Origin of the sequence: Sphaerisporangium viridialbum (assembly GCF_049674955.1) — a bacterium.
GTDB lineage: Bacteria > Actinomycetota > Actinomycetes > Streptosporangiales > Streptosporangiaceae > Sphaerisporangium > Sphaerisporangium viridialbum.
This window is the reverse complement of the sequence record NZ_CP187232.1, coordinates 4,171,331-4,191,175: the sequence shown is the minus strand read 5'-3', so window position 1 is coordinate 4,191,175 and position 19,845 is coordinate 4,171,331. Positions and strand designations below refer to the sequence as shown.

The 19,845-nt window shown below is 72.8% G+C and carries 15 protein-coding genes and 1 riboswitch; of the genes, 11 read left to right on the top strand and 4 right to left on the bottom strand.

Annotated elements, in window-relative coordinates; genetic code table 11:
• Window positions 1-24: 24 nt before the first annotated feature.
• From ACOZ38_RS18565 to ACOZ38_RS18555, 3 genes are read right to left on the bottom strand one after another with little or no spacing between them, the layout of a single operon-like run.
• Window positions 25-483: a hypothetical protein gene (locus tag ACOZ38_RS18565; RefSeq protein WP_424532165.1), complete on the bottom strand. Its 459-nt coding sequence runs from the start codon at window positions 481-483 to the stop codon at window positions 25-27.
• Window positions 480-1,940 carry an ATP-binding protein gene (locus tag ACOZ38_RS18560; protein WP_424532164.1) on the bottom strand — a complete coding sequence of 487 codons (1,461 nt, stop codon included), beginning with the start codon at window positions 1,938-1,940 and terminating at the stop codon, window positions 480-482. Before ACOZ38_RS18560 ends, ACOZ38_RS18565 begins: the two co-directional genes overlap by 4 nt.
• Window positions 1,937-2,611 carry a response regulator gene (locus ACOZ38_RS18555; protein WP_424532162.1) on the bottom strand — a complete coding sequence of 225 codons (675 nt, stop codon included), beginning with the start codon at window positions 2,609-2,611 and terminating at the stop codon, window positions 1,937-1,939. The genes ACOZ38_RS18560 and ACOZ38_RS18555 overlap by 4 nt, the downstream gene beginning before the upstream one ends.
• A 102-nt stretch (window positions 2,612-2,713) precedes the next feature.
• Between ACOZ38_RS18555 and ACOZ38_RS18550 the strand changes: the two genes are divergently transcribed.
• Entirely contained in the window at window positions 2,714-4,435 is a 1,722-nt protein-coding gene (locus ACOZ38_RS18550; protein ID WP_424532160.1) for a hypothetical protein, read from the top strand.
• 56 nt (window positions 4,436-4,491) lie between these two features.
• Here the strand turns inward: ACOZ38_RS18550 and ACOZ38_RS18545 are convergent, their stop codons facing one another.
• Window positions 4,492-5,643, bottom strand: coding sequence for a glutathione-independent formaldehyde dehydrogenase (locus ACOZ38_RS18545; RefSeq protein ID WP_424532158.1), 1,152 nt, complete (start codon window positions 5,641-5,643; stop codon window positions 4,492-4,494).
• A gap of 568 nt (window positions 5,644-6,211) precedes the next feature.
• Window positions 6,212-6,318, top strand: a riboswitch (SAM riboswitch).
• Window positions 6,319-6,417: 99 nt separating this feature from the next.
• Between ACOZ38_RS18545 and ACOZ38_RS18540 the strand changes: the two genes are divergently transcribed.
• The 10 genes from ACOZ38_RS18540 to ACOZ38_RS18495 all read left to right on the top strand — a co-directional run bounded on the left by ACOZ38_RS18540 (window position 6,418) and on the right by ACOZ38_RS18495 (window position 19,786).
• Window positions 6,418-7,623, top strand: a complete 1,206-nt coding sequence (locus tag ACOZ38_RS18540; protein WP_424532157.1) for an LLM class flavin-dependent oxidoreductase — start codon at window positions 6,418-6,420, stop codon at window positions 7,621-7,623.
• Window positions 7,624-7,674: 51 nt separating this feature from the next.
• Window positions 7,675-8,730 carry an LLM class flavin-dependent oxidoreductase gene (locus tag ACOZ38_RS18535; protein ID WP_424532156.1) on the top strand — a complete coding sequence of 352 codons (1,056 nt, stop codon included), beginning with the start codon at window positions 7,675-7,677 and terminating at the stop codon, window positions 8,728-8,730.
• 105 nt (window positions 8,731-8,835) lie between these two features.
• The gene (locus ACOZ38_RS18530; RefSeq protein WP_424532155.1) at window positions 8,836-10,011 is read left to right on the top strand and encodes an MsnO8 family LLM class oxidoreductase; all 1,176 of its coding nucleotides are present in this window, start codon (window positions 8,836-8,838) and stop codon (window positions 10,009-10,011) included.
• A 103-nt stretch (window positions 10,012-10,114) separates the two neighbouring features.
• Window positions 10,115-10,648 carry an HAD domain-containing protein gene (locus ACOZ38_RS18525; RefSeq protein WP_424532153.1) on the top strand — a complete coding sequence of 178 codons (534 nt, stop codon included), beginning with the start codon at window positions 10,115-10,117 and terminating at the stop codon, window positions 10,646-10,648.
• 120 nt (window positions 10,649-10,768) lie between these two features.
• Window positions 10,769-11,881, top strand: a complete 1,113-nt coding sequence (locus tag ACOZ38_RS18520; RefSeq protein ID WP_424532152.1) for a glycerophosphodiester phosphodiesterase — start codon at window positions 10,769-10,771, stop codon at window positions 11,879-11,881.
• A 414-nt stretch (window positions 11,882-12,295) separates the two neighbouring features.
• A complete protein-coding gene (egtA, locus tag ACOZ38_RS18515) occupies window positions 12,296-13,531 on the top strand; it encodes an ergothioneine biosynthesis glutamate--cysteine ligase EgtA (protein ID WP_424532150.1) in 1,236 nt (411 codons plus the stop codon).
• Complete coding sequence (gene egtB / locus ACOZ38_RS18510) at window positions 13,528-14,829, top strand: ergothioneine biosynthesis protein EgtB (protein ID WP_424532148.1); 1,302 nt, start codon at window positions 13,528-13,530, stop codon at window positions 14,827-14,829. Before egtA ends, egtB begins: the two co-directional genes overlap by 4 nt.
• A gap of 1 nt (window position 14,830) precedes the next feature.
• On the top strand, window positions 14,831-15,580 hold the full coding sequence (gene egtC, locus ACOZ38_RS18505; RefSeq protein WP_424532146.1) for an ergothioneine biosynthesis protein EgtC: 750 nt from the start codon (window positions 14,831-14,833) through the stop codon (window positions 15,578-15,580).
• A 79-nt stretch (window positions 15,581-15,659) separates the two neighbouring features.
• Window positions 15,660-16,739: an L-histidine N(alpha)-methyltransferase gene (egtD, locus tag ACOZ38_RS18500; RefSeq protein WP_424532144.1), complete on the top strand. Its 1,080-nt coding sequence runs from the start codon at window positions 15,660-15,662 to the stop codon at window positions 16,737-16,739.
• Between the two features lie 887 nt (window positions 16,740-17,626).
• On the top strand, window positions 17,627-19,786 hold the full coding sequence (locus tag ACOZ38_RS18495) for a hypothetical protein (RefSeq protein WP_424532143.1): 2,160 nt from the start codon (window positions 17,627-17,629) through the stop codon (window positions 19,784-19,786).
• Window positions 19,787-19,845 lie beyond the last annotated feature (59 nt).

Genomic DNA, 19,845 nt, shown 5'->3' with positions numbered 1-19,845 from the left:
GGCCCCGGGCGCGAGGAGGCGCGGTCACATGAACTCGGCGAACTCCGCGCAGGTGTGCGTGCGGCCTCCCGTCTGCCAGTTGGCCAGCCTGACGGCGCGGATCCCGGAGACGGCGGTGCCCGTGCAGACGATCTGGGCCAGTCCGATGCCCTTGATCACCGGCTGCCCCCACAGGGACAGGATGTCCCCCTCACGGGTGATCGAGATGGTGGAGCGGCTCACGCGGGAGGTGACGCCGCTCGCCTTCTCCACCTCGGACGGCCCCTCCATCAGCTGCTGGAGGCCGTACTCCGGCACGGTGGGCAACCCCGGCCTCGTAGCCTTCATCAGCTTCCCGTTCTTGACGAAGTAGACGAGGTTCGACTGGGACTTGGCCCGCGCTATCGGCGGATCCCCTTCCACGGTGGTACCCGTCGGCTGGATGCCGCAGCCTGCCGCGAACAGCGTAAGCGCGACCAGGCCGGTCACGGCGGGGCGCCTCACGCGTCCTCCCCCAGCGGCAGCCACACGGTGAACACGGCCCCACCGGAGGACTCGTTCCGCACGTCCAGCGTCCCCCCGTGCAGCTCGACGTTGGCGCGGGCGATCGAGAGCCCGAGCCCGCTGCCCTCGCTGCTCGTACGAGCCCGGTCCTGCTTGACGAACCGGTCGAAGACCAGGGGCAGCAGCCACCGGGGGATGCCAGGCCCGTGGTCGGCGACGGTGAGCCTCAGCCCGGGCACGCCGTCTCTCGCCTCCTCCCCGAATCGCACCACCACGGGGGGCGCGCCGTGCCTGAACGCGTTTCCCACCAGGTTGGCGAGGATGACGTCGAACCTCCTGGGGTCCAGACGCGCCATCAGGCCGCCGGGACCCTCGACCTCCACACGCCCCGCCCAGCCGCGCGGCGCCAGGCACGCCGCCACCGCGCCGGCGACGTCGATGTCGTCGGGCACCAGAGCGGCCGTCCCGGAGTCGAGCCGGCTGATCTCGATCAGATGCTCCACGAGGGTTCTGAGCCGCCGGACGCCTTCGGTGACCAGCGGACCGGCCGTCTCCCGGTCGGCGGCGGAGACGTCCTTGTCCGCGAGGGTGTCCGCCAGCGCCGTTATCGCGGTGAGCGGCGTGCGGAGCTCGTGGGAGACGTCCGCCACGAACCGGCGGGAGGACGCCTCCATGGCGCGCAGCTCGGCGATGCCCTCCTCCAGCGCCCCGGCCGTCCGGTTGAAGGTCCGGGCGAGGTCGGCGAGCTCGTCGCCACCCGCCACCTCGACCCTGGTGTCGAGCTTCCCGTCGCCGAGGGCACGGGCGACCCGCCCCAGCCTGCGCACGGGCTCGAGGACCCCCCTCGCGGCGAACAGGGCGAAGACGACGGCGACGGCGAGCGTCACCACGCCGCCGATCGCCAGGACCCGGGTGAGAGTGCGCAGGTCCCCGGCCTCGCGGGCCAGGCTCACGATGACGAAACCCATGACCGGGGTGGGGCGCCAGGTCCCCCCTTGGAGCGGGGGCGCGTACACCTGCGCCCCCACGAGGAGGAACGGCGTGCCACGGTGGTCGATCCGCCGGTAGACCGTGTTGCTCCTGGCCATCTGCACGAAGTCGGGCGGAAGGTCGACCCCGTAGCGGGTGTCGAGATCGGGGAAGAAGTAGACCCCGTCCTGCTGCACCTGGGCGAGCTTGACGTCGTACCGCCCCTGGACGCTCAGCGCCGACTTGAGCTGCTGGAGGTAGTCGACGCTCGAAAAGTTGTAGTTCGAGAATTCCGGCATGTCGTCGGACACGTTCCTGCCGATGGTGTTCTTGAACTCCCCGATCACGTTGGCCTGGGTCCTGTCCAGCGTGGATCGCTGTACCAGGTAGTAGGCGATGCAGGACGCGACCAGCGATGACAGCAGCGCCACCACCACGAAGCCCGCGATGAGCCGAAGGCGCAGCCCCGCGCTCCGCGCCGCCCTCACGGCGCGACGAATCGGTAGCCGAACCCGCGCACGGTCTCGATGTACCCGGGCCGTGACGGCTCGTCGTCGATCTTCATCCGGATGCGCTGCACGCAGGCGTCCACGATGCGCGAGTCACCCGGGTAGGTGTGCTCCCAGACGTCGGCGAGAAGCTGCTGGCGGGTCAGTGCCAGCCCGGGCCGCCGCGTGAGCGCGAGCAGCAGGCGCAGCTCGGTGGGGGTGAGCCTGACGTCCTTGCCACGCCGGGTCACCTTGAGCGCTCCCCTGTCGACCACCAGGTCTCCGTACGTCGAGACGTCGCCGTGCGTGGTCTCCACCCGCCGCAGCACGGCCCGGATCCTGGCGTCCAGGACGCGCGGCTCGGTCGGCTTGATCACGTAGTCGTCCGCGCCGGCCTCCAGGCCGAGGACCACGTCGAGGTCGTCGCCCCGCGCCGTCAGCAGGATCACGGGCAGGGTGTCCATGCGGCGGATCCTGCGGCAGACCTCGATCCCGTCCATCCCCGGCAGCATGACGTCCAGGACGGCGATCTCGGGGCGGCGCGCCCGGATGCACTCCAGCCCCTCTTCGCCGGTCGTCCTGGCCGTGACGCTGTGCCCCTGGCGGGAGAGGGCGAACTCCACCGACGCCCGGATGAGCGGGTCGTCCTCGACGAACACGATGCTGGCCATGACCGCATTATTTCGATCATGAGTGTCAGCTCTTCGTCAATGTCCTGAATCCCAGACATTTCACGGAAGGTTCGGTCGAATCTCCGCCGGAGTGTCTCTGCCATGACGCTCGTCACCCCACACCCGGTCTCCCCCGCCCCGCCCGCCGCGCGGCGGGCCACCCGTCCCCGCGTCCGATGGATGCTGGCGGCCGGATGGCTCGCCCACCTCCTGCTGCGGGTGTGGCTGGCACGGTGGCGCACCGGGCCGGTCGCCAACCCCGACGAGGTGGGCTACCTGGCCGCGGCCCGCTGGCTGGCCGGCGGCGCCACGACGGACATGTCGGGCGGCACGCTGTACCAGGGCGGCTATCCCCTCCTGCTGGCGCCGGTCTTCTGGCTCGTCCACGACCCGGCGCTCGCCTACCGCCTGGTCGTCGCCGTCGGCGCGGTCGTGGGAGCGGCGCTGTTCCCCCTCGGCTACCTGGCGCTGCGCCGGCTCCCACCGCACGGGCTCGCCCCGGCCGCGGCCTGCGCGCTCGCGTTCGCGGCGGCGCTGCTGCCGGCGACCCTGATCTTCGGCCAGCTCGCGCTCGCGGACGCGATCCTGCCGACACTGGTGCTCGGCTGGCTCCTGGCCCTGCACGCCTTCGTACGATCCGGGGCGGTCCTGCCCGGCGTGGTCGCGAGCCTCCTCGCCGGGTACGGGTACGCGGTCCACCTGCGCGGCACCGTCCTGCTGCTCGTGCACGCGCTGATCGTCGGCTTCCTCCTGCTCCGCGGCCGGCTGCCCCGCCGGGCCGGTCTCGCGGCCACGGCCTCCGCGCTGGTGGCCGCGGCCGGGGCGCGGGCGCTCAACGCGGCGCTGGCGGCGGCCCTCTACCCCTCCGGCACCCGCGACCTCGCAGGGCTGCTGTGGACCCGGCTGACCAGCCTGGACGGGCAGGCCTGGGCGCTTTCCGGGGCGGCCGGGCAGGTGTGGTACCTCATCGCCGGCACCTGGGGCCTGGCCGGGGCCGGCATCGCCGCGACGGCGGTCACCGCGCTGTGCCGCCGCGCCCCGGCGCCGGCCCGGGTCGCGGCCCTGGCGCTGCTGCTGGTCACGGCGGGCACCGCGTACGCCTCCTCGGCCGCGCTGCCCGACGAGCACCGGGTCGGCAACTACGCCTACGGCCGGTATCTGACGTGCGTGGCGGTCGTCCTCGCCCTCGCCGGCCTGGTTGCGCTGACCCGCGGGACCCGGCGCGCCGCCGTGCGGCACGCGCTGGCCTCGGCCGCGCTGATGGCCGCCACGGGGACGGTGGCCGCCCTGTACGCGGGCGACCGGCTCCAGCGGTACGCCTTCGTGGCCTTCGACTTCCCGGAGATCTCCTTCCTCACGGGGTCCTACGGGGCGCTGGACATGGTGACGGCGTCGGTCCGCGCCATGGCCCTGCTGGCCTGCCTGCTGGCCGCCTCCATGCCCGCGCTCCGGCTACCGCTGGCCGGCGCGGCGCTCGTCGCCGTGAACGCGATGTTCGTGACCGGCGGCACCTTCGACGGGCCCGCCCACCGCGCCGCGCCCGGCCCGCTGCCCACCACAGGCGGCGTGGCCGTGGACCGTGGGCTTTCGTGGAAGGTGAGGCTGCCGCTGGCGTACCGGATCTGGTGGACGGAACTGACGCCCTTCGACGCCGCCCACGAGCCTCCACCGCCCGCCGCCTGCACCGTCATCGTGCCCCCGCTCGCCGAGCGCCCTCCGGAGGAGTCCTGGCCCGGGCACCCCGGCGGCTGGCGCGCGGCCTCCGGCCCCGGATGGGTGAGCTGGACCTCCCCCGGCTGCGCCTCGGCGGGTCGCGGGCGGTGACGGCACCGAGCCCCTCCGGCGGTGGTGCCCGGAGGGGCTCGGAGCGGGGACCCTGGCTATCCGAGGCCGGGCTTGAGCGTGACCTTGGTCCAGCCGGGCTCGCGCTTGTCGAAGTGCGCGTAGGCGTCCGGCGCGTCCTTGAGCGGCAGCTCGTGCGAGAGGATGTACGACGGCTCGACCTTGCCGGTGTGGATCAGGTTGCGCAGGTGCCGGTCGTACCGCTTGACCGGGCACTGCCCGCCGCCGATCGTCTGGCCCTTGTACCAGAGGAGGCCGTACTCCAGCGGCACCCGCCCGTGCTTGGCGAGATCGTCGGGGCCTCCCGGGTCCTCCGGGACGAAGACGCCCACGACGCCGATGCCGCCGGCGTACCGCACCGACTCCACCAGCTTGTTGAGGGTGTCGTCGGGGTGCTCGTGGCCCTGCGGGTCATGGGCCTGGTAGCCCACGCACTCACATCCCCGGTCGGCGCCCTCTCCGTTGGTGAGCTCCAGCACCTGCTCGACCGGGTTGCCCTTGGAGTCGTCGATCGCGATGGCGCCGATCTTCTCCGCCAGGGCCAGGCGGTCGGGATGGCGGTCCACCACCATGATCTTGCTGGCGCTCTTCACCACGGCCGAGAGCGCGGCCATGAGCCCGACGGGGCCGGCGCCCATGATGACGACCGACTCGCCGGGGCGCAGCCCGGCCATCTCGGTGGCGTGGTACCCGGTGGGGAAGATGTCGGAGCACATCACGTAGTCGTTCTGCTTCTCGAGGCCGTCCTCTGGCATCTTGCAGCAGTTGAAGTCCGCCCAGGGCACCCGGAGGAACTCGGCCTGGCCGCCCTCCCAGGGGCCCATGCCGGCGAAGCCGTACGCCCCGCCGCAGAACCTGGGATAGTCGGGGTTGGCCCTGATGCAGTAGTTGGTGAGCCCGGCGTTGCAGTTCTTGCACGAACCACACGCGACGTTGAACGGGATCGAGACGATGTCTCCGACGCTGATGCGCTCCACGGCGTCGCCGACCTCGATGACCTCGCCGAAGTTCTCGTGCCCGAGGACCCTGCCCGGCTCCATGTCGGTGCGGCCCTCGTACATGTGCAGGTCCGACCCGCAGATGTTCGTCGTGATGATCTTGATTATGACGTCGCGCGGCTCCTCGATGCGAGGGTCGGGTACGTCGTCCACGCTGACGTCGCGAGGTCCGTGGTAAACGAGTGCCTTCATTATCGTCCTCCTGAAGTCCGGCGCGGGCGAGGTCACCGACCGCGCCGCCCGTCCCCTGACAGCCCGGTCACGACCTCGGTGTCACCCGGCCGCCGGACGTCCTGCCCGCCGCCTCCCTTCCTTTCCGATCCTTTCCGGGGGCCCGGCTCATGGCCAGGTGGACGGAACCCCGCGGTCTCGCGTCTCCGTTCGACCATGTCCCGCCCTCCGCCGGGCCACATCCCCCATCCATGTAGCGCGGCCGTTGGACGGGAGGCGACTTTCCCCGGCCGGAATCCGTACGCGCCGCCGGGAATGCACTGGCGCCCGTATGGGTTACACCTGATGGTCGGTGAGAACGTGTCCCCGGGCCTCACCTATTGCCTTCGTGGAATACCGTCCGGCTGGAGCCACGTTGTGCCACCCGCCGAGAGGCGACCGCTCACCGGCCCTCAGCCTCACCTCGTGCCCCGCACCTCACGGTGCGGGGCACGACGCGTTTCCGGGCCCCGGCGCGACCGGCCACCCAGTTTTAGAACTAATCAGGTAGGAATTGCATACTTCACGGCGCGTGGCTATCGTCGATTCAGGTCATGAGACCAGCGACAAGCCCTGGCTTGCTGGTCGGCAACCCGCGTCCGCAGGGTGCTCCAGGTGACGACCAGGCGGGACGGCAGCGTCCCGCAAGCGAACGCCGGTCACGGCCGGCGGTGATCGGCTGGAGGTGGGGGTGCGAGCGGCCGCATCGCGGTTCGCCGAAGCCCTCGCCGACGCAGCACGAGGAAGAGGCCCCGAATGCCGCCCACTCCCCTCCACATCAGCGCGGCCCTCGACGGTGCCGGCTGGCATCCCGCGGCGTGGCGCGACCCGTCCGCCCGCCCGCGAGAGCTCTTCTCCGCCCGCTACTGGACCGATCTCGCCGCCGAGGCGGAGAGCGGCCTGCTCGACTTCGTGACGATCGAGGACTCACTCGGTCCGCAGTCCTCCCGGTACGAGGGCCCCGACGACCGCACCGACCAGGTCCGCGGGCGGCTCGACGCCGTGCTCCTCGCGGCCAGGATCGCCCCGGCGACCACCCGCGTCGGGCTGGTGCCCACGGCCACGACCACCCACACCGAGCCCTTCCACGTCGCGACGGGCATCGCCACCCTCGACCACGTCAGCGGCGGGCGCGCCGGGTGGCGCGCGCAGGTCTCCGGCCGCCACACCGAGGCCGCGCACTTCGGCCGCCGCGAGTTCCCGGTTCTACGGCCGGAGGACCACGACGCCCCCGAGCTGTCCCGGCACGTGAACGACCTGTTCGAGGAGGCGGCGGACGCGGTCGAGGTCGCGCGCCGCCTGTGGGACAGCTGGGAGGACGACGCCGTGATCCGCGACGTCGCCACCGGCCGCTTCGTCGACCGCGACAAGCTGCACTACGTCGACTTCCGTGGCCGGTGGTTCGGCGTCAAGGGCCCGGCGATCACCCCTCGCCCTCCGCAGGGCCAGCCGCTCGTCACGGCGCTCGCGCACGCCTCACTGCCGTACCGCTTCGCCGCACGCGGCGCCGACGTGGTCTACGTCACCCCGCACGACAAGGACCAGGCGCGCGCCATCGTCGCGGAGGTGCGCGAGGCGGAGGCGGCCGTGGGCCGGGTGGGCGAGCCCCTGCGTGTCTTCGCCGACCTGCTGGTCTACCTCGACACCGACGCCCGGGCGGCGGCCGGCCGCCGGTCGCGGCTCGACTCGCTTGACGGGGCCGGGCACGTCTCGGACGCGGCTGTGTTCGCCGGCACCCCCGAGGGGCTCGCCGACCGGCTCCTCGACTGGCAGGAGGCGGGCATCGAGGGCTACCGGCTGCGTCCCGGCGTGCTCCCTTCCGACCTGACGGCCATCACCCGGGGCCTGGTGCCCGTGCTCCAAGCCCGTGAGGCCTTCCGCCGCGCGTACGAGGCGCCGACTCTGCGCGGCCTGCTCGGCCTGCCCGTTGCGGCCAACCGCTACGCCTCGGCCGCCGTCTGAACCCCTGCGAACCCGACCTGGACCCGATCCCGTCGCCGAAACGGAACCCGCATGAAGTTCCTCGCCATCACACTGATCGTCCACGCGCCCAACCCCCTCACCGGCGAGCTCAAGCCGACCACGGCGCGGCTGCGCGAGGTGGTCGACAACGCCGTCCTGGCCGAGGAGCTGGGCTTCGACGGCTTCGGGGTCGGTGAGCGCCACGAGCGTCCCTTCATCTCCTCCTCACCGCCGGTGGTGCTCAGCCACATCGCCGCCAGGACCTCCGAGATCCGGCTGTTCACCGCCGTCACCACGCTGAGCCTGCTGGACCCCGTACGGGCCTTCGAGGACTACTCCACCCTGGACCACCTGTCCAGGGGCCGGCTGGAGCTCATCATCGGCAAGGGAAACGGCGCCGCGCAGGCACAACTGTTCCACGTGACCGGCGAGGACCAGTGGGACCGCAACCGCGAGTCCTACGAGCTGTTCCGCCGCCTGTGGCGCGAGGACAGGGTGACGTGGTCGGGCCGTTTCCGTCCCGAGCTGCGCGACGCCGAGACCTGGCCGCGCCCGCTCCAGCGGCCGATCCGCGTGTGGCACGGCAGCGCCACCAGCAGGGAGTCGGTGGACCTCGCGGCCCGGTACGGCGACCCGCTGTTCTCCGCCAACGTCACCAACCCGATCGAGCCGTACGCCGAGCTGATCCGCTACTACCGCGAGCGCTGGGAGTTCTACGGGCACGATCCCGCCGACGCGCTGGTCGGGGCGGGCACGGCGGGCTACTACGGCGCGAGGACCTCCCAGGAGGCGGTCGAGACCTACCGGCCGATCTTCGACGCGCGGCTGGCGATGTTCCGGAGGCTGGGCCTCGCGCCGGTGTTCCCCACGCTGGAGGACGCGATCGAGCGCGGCTCGATCCTGGTGGGCAGCCCGCAGCAGATCATCGACAAGGTCCACCGCTACCACGAGCGGTTCGGCCACGAGGTCATGCACCTGAGCGCCGACGCGGACGGCCTGACCGACAAGCAGCACCGGGCCACGCTGGAGCTCTTCCAGAGCGAGATCGCGCCCGTGCTGCGCAAGGACATCCCGAGCAGGCCCTTCCCGCGGCCCGCCCCGGCCTGAGCGGCCCGCCCCGGTCTCAGCGGCCTGAGCAGGGCGGGAGTCCACCCCGAGGCACCGGTCGAGCGCCGGCCCCCGTACATCCGGTCCCAGCAGCGAAAGGCAGACATGTCATCCCATCGGACCCCGCTGTCCATCCTTGACCTCGCCCCCATCGTCTCCGGCGGCACCGCCGCGGACGCCCTGCGGAACACGATCGACCTCGCCAGGCGCGCCGAGGAGTTCGGCTACCACCGGTACTGGCTCGCCGAGCACCACTTCACCCCCGGGGTCGCGAGCTCGGCCCCGGCCGTGCTGATCGCGCTGGTGGCGGCGGCGACGAGCCGCATCCGGGTCGGCTCGGGAGCCGTGCAACTGGGCCACCAGACCGCGGCGGCCGTGGTGGAGCAGTTCGGCACGATCGACGCCCTGTACCCGGGCCGGATCGACCTCGGCCTCGGCCGGTCGGGGCAGCGGCGGGCCGAGGCCCTCAAGGAGCTGAAGGAGGGCGAGCCCCGCCCCGAGGAGGCACGGCCAGAGGATGCGCGGCCCGCCCGCGAGACGCACGGCCTGCTCATCCCGCCGCCGTTCTCGTTCGCGCACCTGCTCACCTCGCCGCGTTTCGCGCTGTACGCGTCGCTGCTGCAGCAGCCGGGGGCCGAGTCCCCCGACTTCGCCGACCAGGTGGACGACATCCTCGCCCTGGTGGCCGGCACCTACCTGTCGTCCGAGGGACTCGACGCCCACGCCGTGCCCGGGGAGGGCGCGGACGTCGAGGTCTGGGTCCTCGGCAGCAGCGGCGGCCAGAGCGCCCAGGTGGCGGCGGAGCGCGGCCTGCCCTTCGCGGCGAACTACCACGTCAGCCCATCCAGCGTGCTGGAGGCGGTGGACGCCTACCGCGCCGCGTTCAAGCCGTCGGCGGGCCTGGCCGCGCCGTACGTCGTCGTCTCGGCGGACGCGGTGGTCGCCCCCGACGACGCCACCGCCCGCGAGCTGGCCTCGCCGTACGGGCTGTGGGTGCGCAGCATCCGCGCCGGGGAGGGGGCGATTGCCTTCCCGTCACCGCGCGAGGCCGCCGCGCACTCCTGGAGCCAGGAGGAGCGGCGGCTGGTGGCCGACCGGGTGGACACGCAGTTCGTCGGCGCGCCGGAGACCGTGGTGGAGAGACTGCGCGTGCTCAGGGACGCGACCGGGGCCGACGAGCTCCTGGTGACCACGATCGCCCACGACCACGCCGACCGCGTGCGCTCGTACGAGCTGCTCGCCGAGGCCTGGGACCGGGCGGAGGCGGGGCGCGCGGCCTGACCTGGAAACGCTTGACGTGACCGCCGCTCCCGCCGCGGAGTTGGAAGACTGGGCCATGGTGGCGGCATCATGGCATCCAGCACCGACGACCGAGGAGCGGCACGTGACCAAGCGTCCCCTTGTACTGCTGGACGTGGACGGGGTGCTCAACCCGGCCCGGAGGCACTCGCTGTGGCTGAGGCGCCACGACTGCGTGCTCGACGGGCAGACGTACCGGATCCTGCTGAACCGCAGGCACGGCCGCCAGCTCGCCGAGCTCGCCCGCGACGCGGACGCCGAGCTGGCGTGGGCCACCACCTGGGAGCAGCACGCCAACGACCACATATCGCCGCGCATCGGCCTGCCCTCCCTTCCGGTCATCAAGGTCAACAGCGACCCCGGCAGCCGCGCGGGCGAGCACTTCAAGACCCGGCACGTCGCGGAGTACGTCGCGGGCCGCCCGTTCGTCTGGTTCGACGACAGCCTCGGCACCCCCGACTGGCAGTACCTCAAGGATCATCCGGGCGTGGACGAGTTCCTGCTGGTGGAGGTGGATCCCATGACCGGCCTGACGGACCGCCACCTCGCCCGGGCGCGCGAGTGGCTGGCCGGCAGGGCCACGCCCGATCTCGACGGCGCGGGCGCCCCCTCCGTGTGAGGGTGCCGACCGCCCGAGAGGTGGCACGCACACACCTTTGATCGTTAACTGCGTCGCCACCCCGGGTACAGCTCGTGACATTAACGTGCCCCGCGAGACCAGAGAGTGGGGTGTGTTCTGATGTGGAACAAGACGCTGGCCGGTGCGCTGGCCGTCCTCGTGGGAGGGGTGGTGCTCGCCGCCCTCCAGCCCGCGAGCGCGACGGCCGCGAAGGCCGGACACGACGACCGGGGACCGGTCATCATCGGGCACCGCGGTGCCAGTGCCATCCGTCCCGAGCACACGCTCCTGTCGTACGAGGCGGCGGCGCAGCTCGGAGCCGACTACATCGAGCCGGACCTGGTGTCGACGAAGGACCACGTGCTCGTCGCCCGGCACGAGAACGAGATCTCCGGGACGACCGACGTCGCGAACCACCCGGAGTTCGCCGATCGTAAGACCACCAAGACCATCGACGGCGTGCCGATGACCGGATGGTTCACCGAGGACTTCACGCTGGCCGAGCTGCGCACGCTGAGGGCCAAGGAGCGCGTCCCCGACCTGCGGCCCGACAACACCGCCTTCGACGGGCTGGCCCAGATCCCGACGTTCGACGAGGTCATCGAGCTCGCGCAGAAGTACGGCGTGGGCGTCTACCCCGAGACCAAGCACCCGACGTACTTCGACTCGATCGGCCTGTCGCTGGAGGAGCCCCTGCTGGCGGCCCTCAAGCGCCACGGCTGGGACAGTCTGCGGTCCCCGGTCTTCATCCAGTCGTTCGAGACCAAGAACCTCAAGGAGCTGCGCTCGGCCACCCGCCTGCGGCTCATCCAGCTCATCAACGCGAGCGGCGCGCCGTACGACCTGGTGGCGGCCGGCGACCCGCGCACGTACACCGACCTCGTCACGCCCGAGGGCCTGCGGGAGATCTCCCGGTACGCCGACGGCCTGGGCGTGGCCACCACGCGGATCATCCCGATCGGCCCCGACGGCAGGACGCAGGCGCCCACGCCGCTCGTGCGGGACGCTCACCGCGCGCGGCTACTGGTCCACACCTGGACGGTCCGGCCGGAGAACTCCCAGCTTCCCGTGGACTACCGGCTCGGCAACCCCGGCAGCCCGGTCTACCCGCGTGCCACCGGGGACGTGATGCGCTACCTGGACAAGCTGTACTCGCTCAAGGTGGACGGCGTCTTCTCCGACAACCCCGGCATCGCCCGCGCCACGCGCGACCGCCTGCTCTCCCAGGACTGACTGCCCGCACCTGCTCCGCCGGGAACCTCCGTGGTTCCCGGCGGAGCTTTCGCGTTCCCGAGGGAGTCACCCGACTGGTGCTATGAGGGTAGATCGTATCGTTTGAGGCGAACGTCCCCTTTGGGCTTGATATGGCGTAACGACGGGTACGAGATGCTTAGTCAAACGCCGCAGTGATCGGAACTCGGAGGTCCGCAGGGGGCTCAGCCCATCCCACCGGCCGTTCGATCTCGCCGACGCCGCGACCCCGGCCGGCGATCACTTACCCGCGAGGCATGACCTCGCCGGATGGAAACACTCTCTCGCCACCCCACTCACCTCTTGCCGGTTCCGCATGCCCTTGCGAGCCGGATCACGCGAACGGGAGGTCTCCCAGAGCTCTGCCGACCGAAACACCTCAGCGTAGGAGGGTCCATGATCGGTACGGAGTACAGCGACGCGCGAGTCCGCGACCTGGCGGACGTGGAAGGGTTCGCGCGACAGTGCTTTCAGGGCACACCAGGCGACGGCATCGGCATCGAGCTGGAGTTCCTCGTCTTCGACCGCGCCGACCCGTCCAGGCAGGTCGCGGTCGAGCGCATCGCCGAGTCCCTTCCCCTCCTGCCCGGCGGCAGCGCCGTCACCTTCGAACCCGGAGGCCAGCTGGAGCTCTCCGGCCCGCCGGGAACCCTGGCGCGGGCCGTCTCCGGAGCCGCCGCCGACGTCGAGGCGGTGCGCGGGGCGCTGCACGACGAGGGGCTCGTGCTCGCCGGGATGGGCCTGGACCCGGTGCGGCCGCCCCTGCGCCAGATCCGCGAGCCGCGCTACGACGCGATGGCCGAACTGCTGGGCGTCCCCTACGGGCCGATGATGATGTGCCTGACCGCTTCCATCCAGGTCAACGTGGACTTCGGTGAGCGCCCCGAGACCCGGTGGGAGCGCGCCAACCGCCTCGGCCCCGTGCTCAACGCCGCGTTCGCCAACTCCCCCATGGTCTCCTCCCGGCCGTGCGGATGGATGTCGGGCCGGCAGGCCGTATGGCTGCACCTGGACCCCACACGCACCCGTCCCCTGGTGTGGGACGGCGACCCGGCCTCGGCATGGGCGAGGTACCTGATGGACGCGCGCGTCATGCTGGTCGGCGAGAAGTACGCGCGCCACCACACCCCGCCGAGCCGTGCCACCTTCGGCGACTGGATGGCCACCCCCGGCCTGGTCGGCCGCAAGCCCACCGCGTGCGACCTGGCCTTCCACGCGACCACGGTGTTCCCGCCGGTACGGCCGCGGGGCTGGCTGGAGATCCGCTACCTCGACGCGCTGCACCCGCGCTCCTGGCCCGCCTGCGTGGCGGTGATCTCGGCGCTCCTGCTGGACGACCGCGCCGCCGACGCCGCGCTCGCCTCGGCCGAGCCCTTCGCCGACCGCTGGTGGCAGGCGGCGCAGGTGGGTCTCGGGGACGCGCGCCTCCGGCGGGCCGCCGAGGACTGCTTCCGCGCCGCCATCGGGGCGCTGCCGCGCCTCGGCGCGGGCCCGGGCCTGGTCGCGGACGTGGACGCCTTCGCCGACCGGCACGTGACCACCGGCCGCTCCCCCGCCCTCGACCTGCTGACCCGCGTGCGCGAGCCCGGCCCGCACGGGAGGGCCTGGCTCGGCGAGGAGGTCCCGGCATGACCGGCCTCAAGGAACGCATCGCCGCCGAGCTGGAGCGGGGGCGGAGCCGGTCGCTCGCCTACACCGACACCGACGACGAGGTGCTGGTCCGCCAGCACTCCACCCTGATGTCACCGCTGGTGTGGGACCTTGCCCACATCGGCAACTACGAGGAGCTGTGGGTGCTGCGCGAGGTCGGCGGCGCCACCCCGCTGCGCCCGGAGATCGACGCGATCTACGACGCCTTCGCGCACCCTCGCGCGCGTCGGCCGAGCCTGCCGCTGCTCGGCCCCGCAGAGGCGCGCGCGTACATCGCGGGTGTGCGCGGGCGCGTGCTCGACGTGCTCGACGCCGTCGACCTGCGCGATCCCGAGCCCCTCCGGTCGGACGGCTTCGTGTTCGGGCTCATCCTGCAGCACGAGCACCAGCACGACGAGACGATGCTCGCCACCCTGCAGCTCTCGCGGGAGCCGGGCCTGGTGCGCGACGGCGAGCTGCCCCCGGGACGGACCGATGGCGCGGGCGAGGTGCTCGTCCCGGCCGGCCCGTTCGTCGCGGGGACCGGCACCCGGCCCTGGGCGTACGACAACGAGCGACCGGCGCACCGGGTGGACCTGCCCGCCTACTGGATCGACCGCCACCCGGTGACCAACGGCGCGTACGCCGAGTTCGTCGAGGACGGCGGGTACGCCGACCCGCGCTGGTGGGACCCGGCGGGCTGGCCCTGGCGCGCGGGACAGGGCGTGCGGGCCCCGCTGTTCTGGGCGCGCGACGGCGACACGTGGTGGCGTACGCGCTTCGGGCGGACCGAACCGGTGCCCATGGCCGAGCCCGTGCAGCACGTCAGCTGGTACGAGGCGGACGCCTACGCGCGGTGGGCGGGCAGGAGGCTCCCCACCGAGGCCGAGTGGGAGAAGGCCTGCGGATGGGACCCCGCGACCGGCCGGGCGCGCGCCTACCCGTGGGGCGACGCCGACCCGCTGCCCGAGCACGCCAACCTCGGGCACCGCGCCTCGCGGCCCGCGCCCGTGGGCGCCTTCCCCGCGGGGGCCAGCGCTTACGGGGCCGAGCAGATGATCGGCGACGTGTGGGAGTGGACCGGTTCGTGGTTCCTGCCCTACCCGGGCTTCCGGACCTTCCCCTACCGCGAGTACAGCGAGGTGTTCTTCGGCGAGACCTACCGGGTGCTGCGCGGCGGATCGTGGGCCACACATCCCACGGCCATCCGCACGACCTTCCGCAACTGGGACTACCCGGCCCGGCGGCAGATCTTCGCCGGGTTCCGGTGCGCGCGGGCGGCGTCTCCGGAGGAGGCCTGACATGTGCCGCCACGCGGCGTGGCTGGGTACTCCCCAGCCGCTCGCGTCGCTGATCCAGGAGCCCGAGCACGGCCTGCTCAGGCAGTCCTACGCGCCGCGCCTGCAGCGGTGCGGCGCCGTCAACGCCGACGGCTTCGGCATGGGCTGGTACGACGCGGCGCGCCGGGAACCGGTGCGCTACCGCCGCTGCGTCCCGATCTGGACGGACGCGAACCTGCCCGGCCTCGCCGCCGCGGCCCGCTCGCGGTGCCTGCTCGCGGCCGTGCGCTCCGCCAGCCCGGGCATGCCGATAGAGGAGTCCGCCACCGCGCCCTTCACCGAGGGCAGGTGGCTGCTCAGCCACAACGGCAGGGTGGCGCGCAAGGCGGTCAGGCCGCTCGCCGACGGTGGCGAGCCCGAGAGCACCTGCGACTCGGCGTGGCTGGCGGCGGCGGTGTTCGCCAGGCTCGGCACGGGCGTCCCGATGGGCGACGCGCTGGCCGAGGTGGTGACCCGCGCGGGTGCGGACGACCCGGGCGCGCGTCTCAACCTGCTGCTCACCGACGGCGACGCCGTGGCCGCGACCGCCTGGAACGAAACCCTGTTCGTGTGCTGGGGCGACGACACCACCTCCCGGTTCACGGGCGAGCCGCTCGGTGAAGGCGTGCTGCTCGCGAGCGAGCCGCTGGACGACCGGCCGGGCTGGGACGCCGTCCCCGACCGCCACCTGGTCGTCGCCGCCGCCGGCGGCGTGCGGATCCTGCCGCTCTGACCCTTCGGCCCATCTCGGACGACCGACCGACTTCCGATCCTCAGGAGCCACCCTTCCACCGTCACACCAGGAGGCCCGCGTGTCCGTCACACAGATCCCGCTGCCGTTCCTGTACACGGTCAACCACCTCGGCCCCGACCACCTCCGCAAGGCCCTCGCCGACGACGTCCGCACCGGGCTGACCTCGGCGCCCAAGTGGCTGCCGCCGAAATGGTTCTACGATGCCACGGGAAGCGAGCTGTTCTCCCAGATCACCACGCTGCCCGAGTACTACCCGACGCGCCGCGAGCTCGCCATCCTGCGCGAGAACGCCGCCGAGATCGCCCGGCTGGCCGGCGCCGAGACGCTGGTCGAGCTCGGCTCGGGCACCAGCGAGAAGACCGTCATACTCCTTTCCGCGCTCACCGCGGCGGGGACGCTCAAGACGTACTCGCCGGTCGACGTGGACGCGACCACGCTGGACGCCGCGGCCCACCGCGTCGCCGACGCCTACCCCGGACTCGCCATCTGGGCGGTCTGCGCCGACTTCGAGCGGCACCTCGCGCGGCTGCCCCGCGTCGGCAGGCGGCTGGTCGCGTTCCTCGGCGGCACCCTCGGCAACCTCGACCACGAGGCCAGGGAGTCCTTCCTCGCCGAGCTGCGGGCTACCCTGTCCCCGGGCGACAGCCTCCTCCTCGGGGTCGACCTCGTGAAGGACACCGGCCGGCTGGTGGCCGCGTACGACGACGCCGCCGGGGTGACGGCCGCGTTCAACCGCAACGTGCTGACCGTGATGAACCGCGAGCTGGGCGCGGACTTCAACCCCCAGTCCTTCGACCACGTGGCCCTCTACGACGGGAGGCTGCACAGGATCGAGATGCGGCTGCGCGCCAGCCGTCCCATGCGCGTCCGCTTCCGCGAGCTGGACCTGACCGTCTCGTTCAAGGCCGGCGAGGAGATGCGCACCGAGATCAGCTCCAAGTTCTACCGGTACCGGCTGGAGGGCGAGCTGATGCGCAGCGGGTTCACGCTTGGCCGGTGGTACACCGATCCCGCTCGGGACTTCGCCCTGGTCCTCGCGTACATTCCCGAGCTCCGGCGGCGGGACGGGGAGCAGGCCGGCGGGCCGCGCCGCCCGCGCCGGGGCGCGCGGGTCAGGGTGACCGGCGACGCCGGATGACCTGCCCGAGGCGGTCTCCTCGCGACGGGCCCGAGTAGACCGACCGTAGCCGGCACTCACCGTGGGGCCGGATTCCGGTGATGCTGACTCCACCCGGAAGGCTCGCCGGGCGGCAGCCGCGCGGGCGATGACCGACCCGCCCGCCGGCTGGCACGCCATAGCGCAAACCCGGAAATAAACGGCATTAGCTGAGAAATGCACCTAAAGACGGAAATATCAGGACTCTTACGCTTCCTCACTGGAGAACCGCCGATCATCCCCCATCACGGACCGGTGGAGACGGACGCCGCGACCCATGTGGATCCGGCAGGACCGTCGTGAGCGGATGTGGATCCGGCAGCGCCGTCGTGGGCGGGTGTGTAGCCAGGAACGCCGTTGTGGGCGGGTGCGTAGCAGGCAGGCACAGCCATCGCGGCCCAGGCTGGACGGCCCCCGAGCGGCCCTGAGCTGAGCGCCTCAGAGCGGCCTGAGCTGGGCGGACCGGAGCGGCCTGAGCCGAGTTCCCCGGAGCGACCTGAGCTGGGCGGACCGGGAGGAGCCTGAGTCGAGCACCCCGGAGTGAGCGTGAGGTTGAGCGGCCCCGGGCGGCCCTGCCTGCGGCCCGGCGAGGGCCTCGCCGCCCGGCGACGCCGGGACATGCCAGATCTGCGTGCTTATTACCAAAAAGCCGTTTCATCCAGGGGTTTCCTAGTCCGCTCCCGGTCGCTTTCCGGGCACGGCGAAAGATGAGAACCTCGTTCCGGCCCCTCGTGAACCGGCCCCGCCCCGCACGAGCCCCATGAAGCCCGCTACATGCCCGAGATATATGCTTTGGAGATCAATATGGCTTTTGCCGTTGATATCCCCTCACATGCGTGAACCGCGGCTCTGACGGAGGAGGTTTCCAGGTGTCGGCGCAGGAAAGACGGCTCTCGGCGATCGGAGAGGCCGCGGCAGGGGTCCTTCGCCACACCGACTACCACCTCGTCAGGGCTGAGGACGTCGCCTCGGCCGTGCGGCTCTCGCGGGAGGGCCAGAGCGGGCGCCGCAGCGCCGTCTGGCTCTACAACGAGGTCAAGAGCCGCAGGGTCCTGGTCGCCCTCGCCCTCCACCACGCCTTCGTCGAGTTCGCGGACCGCAACGGCCCGCCCGAGCGGCCGGCGCCCCCCGGGAGCATCGTCGAGGCGCGCGACCTGGTCACCCAGGCGCTGCTCCTGGTGGCCCGCTTCCACCGGGCGGAGGCGTTCCTCACCCAGCAGGTCCAGCTCGGCATCGGCGACATCGCGACGTCGGAGAAGCGCCAGTCCGCGCCGCAGGGGCCGCCGAGCTGGCCGGACAGCGCGATGGGGCGGGCCGCCGCCGCGGGCTGGGCGGGCCGCGTCGTCGCCTACGCCGACCACCTCGCCCCGGTGATCTCGGCGGCGGCGCACGCCGTGTGCCTCCCGCCCCCGGGCTGGGCGCGGGCGTGCGCCGAGAAGCTCTCCGACCTCGCCTTCGACGCCCTGACCGACGACCCGGACGGTCCCGTCGACCGGCAGGCGGCGGCCCTGAGCGCCCACTGGTACGAGAGGCACCTCATCCCGCTCGCCGGCACCTGGATCAACGACCTCGACGTGGCCGAACGGGCCCGCGACGTGGCGCGCAGGGGCGGCGACGGCACGTCCGCCGAGGCGGACGCCCAGGCCAACGTCCTGCGCTCGCTCCTCGACACCGGAATCCTGCTGGAACGGGCCGCCCGCGAGGCCGGGGAGCTGTCACGGCTGCTCTCGGGCCCCGAGGCCGGCACGGAGACCGGCCTGCGGTCCCGCTGCGACGTGCGGAGCCGCATGGGGCTCGCGCTGCTCAGGTACGGCGACCTGGACGCCGCCCGGGCCGGCTTCGAGTCCTCCCTGGAGATCGCCGAGACCGAGGTGAAGGTCAACGACCCGGAGAGCGCGGCCTCCTACGCCGCCCGGGCCCGTCACAACCTCGGCGAGGTGCTCGTGGAGGAGGGCCGCCCCGTCGAGGGCGCGCGGCTCATCGAGGAGGCCCGCTCGGCGCGCGCGAAGGGCGCGGACGCCGCCACGGGAGTGTCGTCGGCGTGGCGGCGTTTCACCCTGACCGCCCAGGCCGCCGCCCGCGCGGCCACGCGCGCCGGCAGGGTGGCGGACGGCCTCGCCCAGGCCGAGGCCGTGGTCGCCGACCGGCAGGCGCGGCTCGGCGACACCGGCGACATCAACGTGGTCGCGGCGCGGGTGTCCCTCGGCGAGGCCCTGCTGGAGGCCGGTCAGCCGATCGAGGCGCGTCACCTGCTCCAGGAGGCCGGGCGCCAGCGCGCGGACCTGCTCCAGCCGACGGCCTACTGGCCGAACCACGACACGGTGCGGATGGCGCAGGCCGAGCTCGCCCTGCGGGACCCGAGCGCCGTCCTGCGGCTGCTCGAACGCGCGCCGGTGCTCGACGACTGGTTCGCCGCGCGCGTCTCCTTCCGCCTGTGGGCGGAGGCCCGCGTCGCGCACGCGCTCGCGACCGCGCTCGGGGACGACCCCGGCGCCGCGCTGGACGCGCTTTCCGAGCTGGCGGCCCTTCTCGCGGCGGCGCCGTCCGACGCCCTGGTCCTGTCAGTACGGCGCGCCCTGGCGGAGGTCCAGCTCTGGAACGGGGACGCCGCGGCGGCCGTCGCGACGCTGAAGAAGGTCCGCGCCGCGGAGACCGAACCCGGAGACCCGCCGGGACGCGCCCGTACGCTGTTGCTGGCCGCCCGCTGCGAGGACGCGCGCGGCGACGAGGGCGCCGCGCGACGTCACCGCGCCGCGCTGGCCGGCCTGACCGTGAGCGGGCTGGACGCCGCGCACCCGCTGCTCCTCGAAGGGCGTTACGACGAGGCCGCCCACCGGTTCGAGACCGGCCGGTTCGACGGGCTCGACGACCTCCTCGCCCCCCTGCTCGACCGCGCGCCCCTCTCCCACGGCCGCCCGCCGCTCGGGGACGGGCATCCCCTGTTCCTCAGGGCCGCGACCCTGGCCGACCGCAGCGGGGCCGTACGCCTCCCCCGCCCCCCTCGGCAGGTCCTCTGGGAAGACGCCTGACCGGAGCCGGGCTCCCGGGTCGCCTCCCGCGCGGGATCACGGGGTCGTTTCACGCGCCG

Excerpts from the sequence above, each read along its gene's own strand:
- ACOZ38_RS18555 (WP_424532162.1), bottom strand. The coding sequence starts at position 2,611 with ATGGCCAGCATCGTGTTCGTCGAGGACGACCCGCTCATCCGGGCGTCG.
- ACOZ38_RS18550 (WP_424532160.1), top strand. The coding sequence starts at position 2,714 with ATGACGCTCGTCACCCCACACCCGGTCTCCCCCGCCCCGCCCGCCGCG.
- ACOZ38_RS18545 (WP_424532158.1), bottom strand. The coding sequence starts at position 5,643 with ATGAAGGCACTCGTTTACCACGGACCTCGCGACGTCAGCGTGGACGAC.
- ACOZ38_RS18540 (WP_424532157.1), top strand. The coding sequence starts at position 6,418 with ATGCCGCCCACTCCCCTCCACATCAGCGCGGCCCTCGACGGTGCCGGC.
- ACOZ38_RS18535 (WP_424532156.1), top strand. The coding sequence starts at position 7,675 with ATGAAGTTCCTCGCCATCACACTGATCGTCCACGCGCCCAACCCCCTC.
- ACOZ38_RS18530 (WP_424532155.1), top strand. The coding sequence starts at position 8,836 with ATGTCATCCCATCGGACCCCGCTGTCCATCCTTGACCTCGCCCCCATC.
- ACOZ38_RS18520 (WP_424532152.1), top strand. The coding sequence starts at position 10,769 with ATGTGGAACAAGACGCTGGCCGGTGCGCTGGCCGTCCTCGTGGGAGGG.
- egtA (WP_424532150.1), top strand. The coding sequence starts at position 12,296 with ATGATCGGTACGGAGTACAGCGACGCGCGAGTCCGCGACCTGGCGGAC.
- egtB (WP_424532148.1), top strand. The coding sequence starts at position 13,528 with ATGACCGGCCTCAAGGAACGCATCGCCGCCGAGCTGGAGCGGGGGCGG.
- egtC (WP_424532146.1), top strand. The coding sequence starts at position 14,831 with ATGTGCCGCCACGCGGCGTGGCTGGGTACTCCCCAGCCGCTCGCGTCG.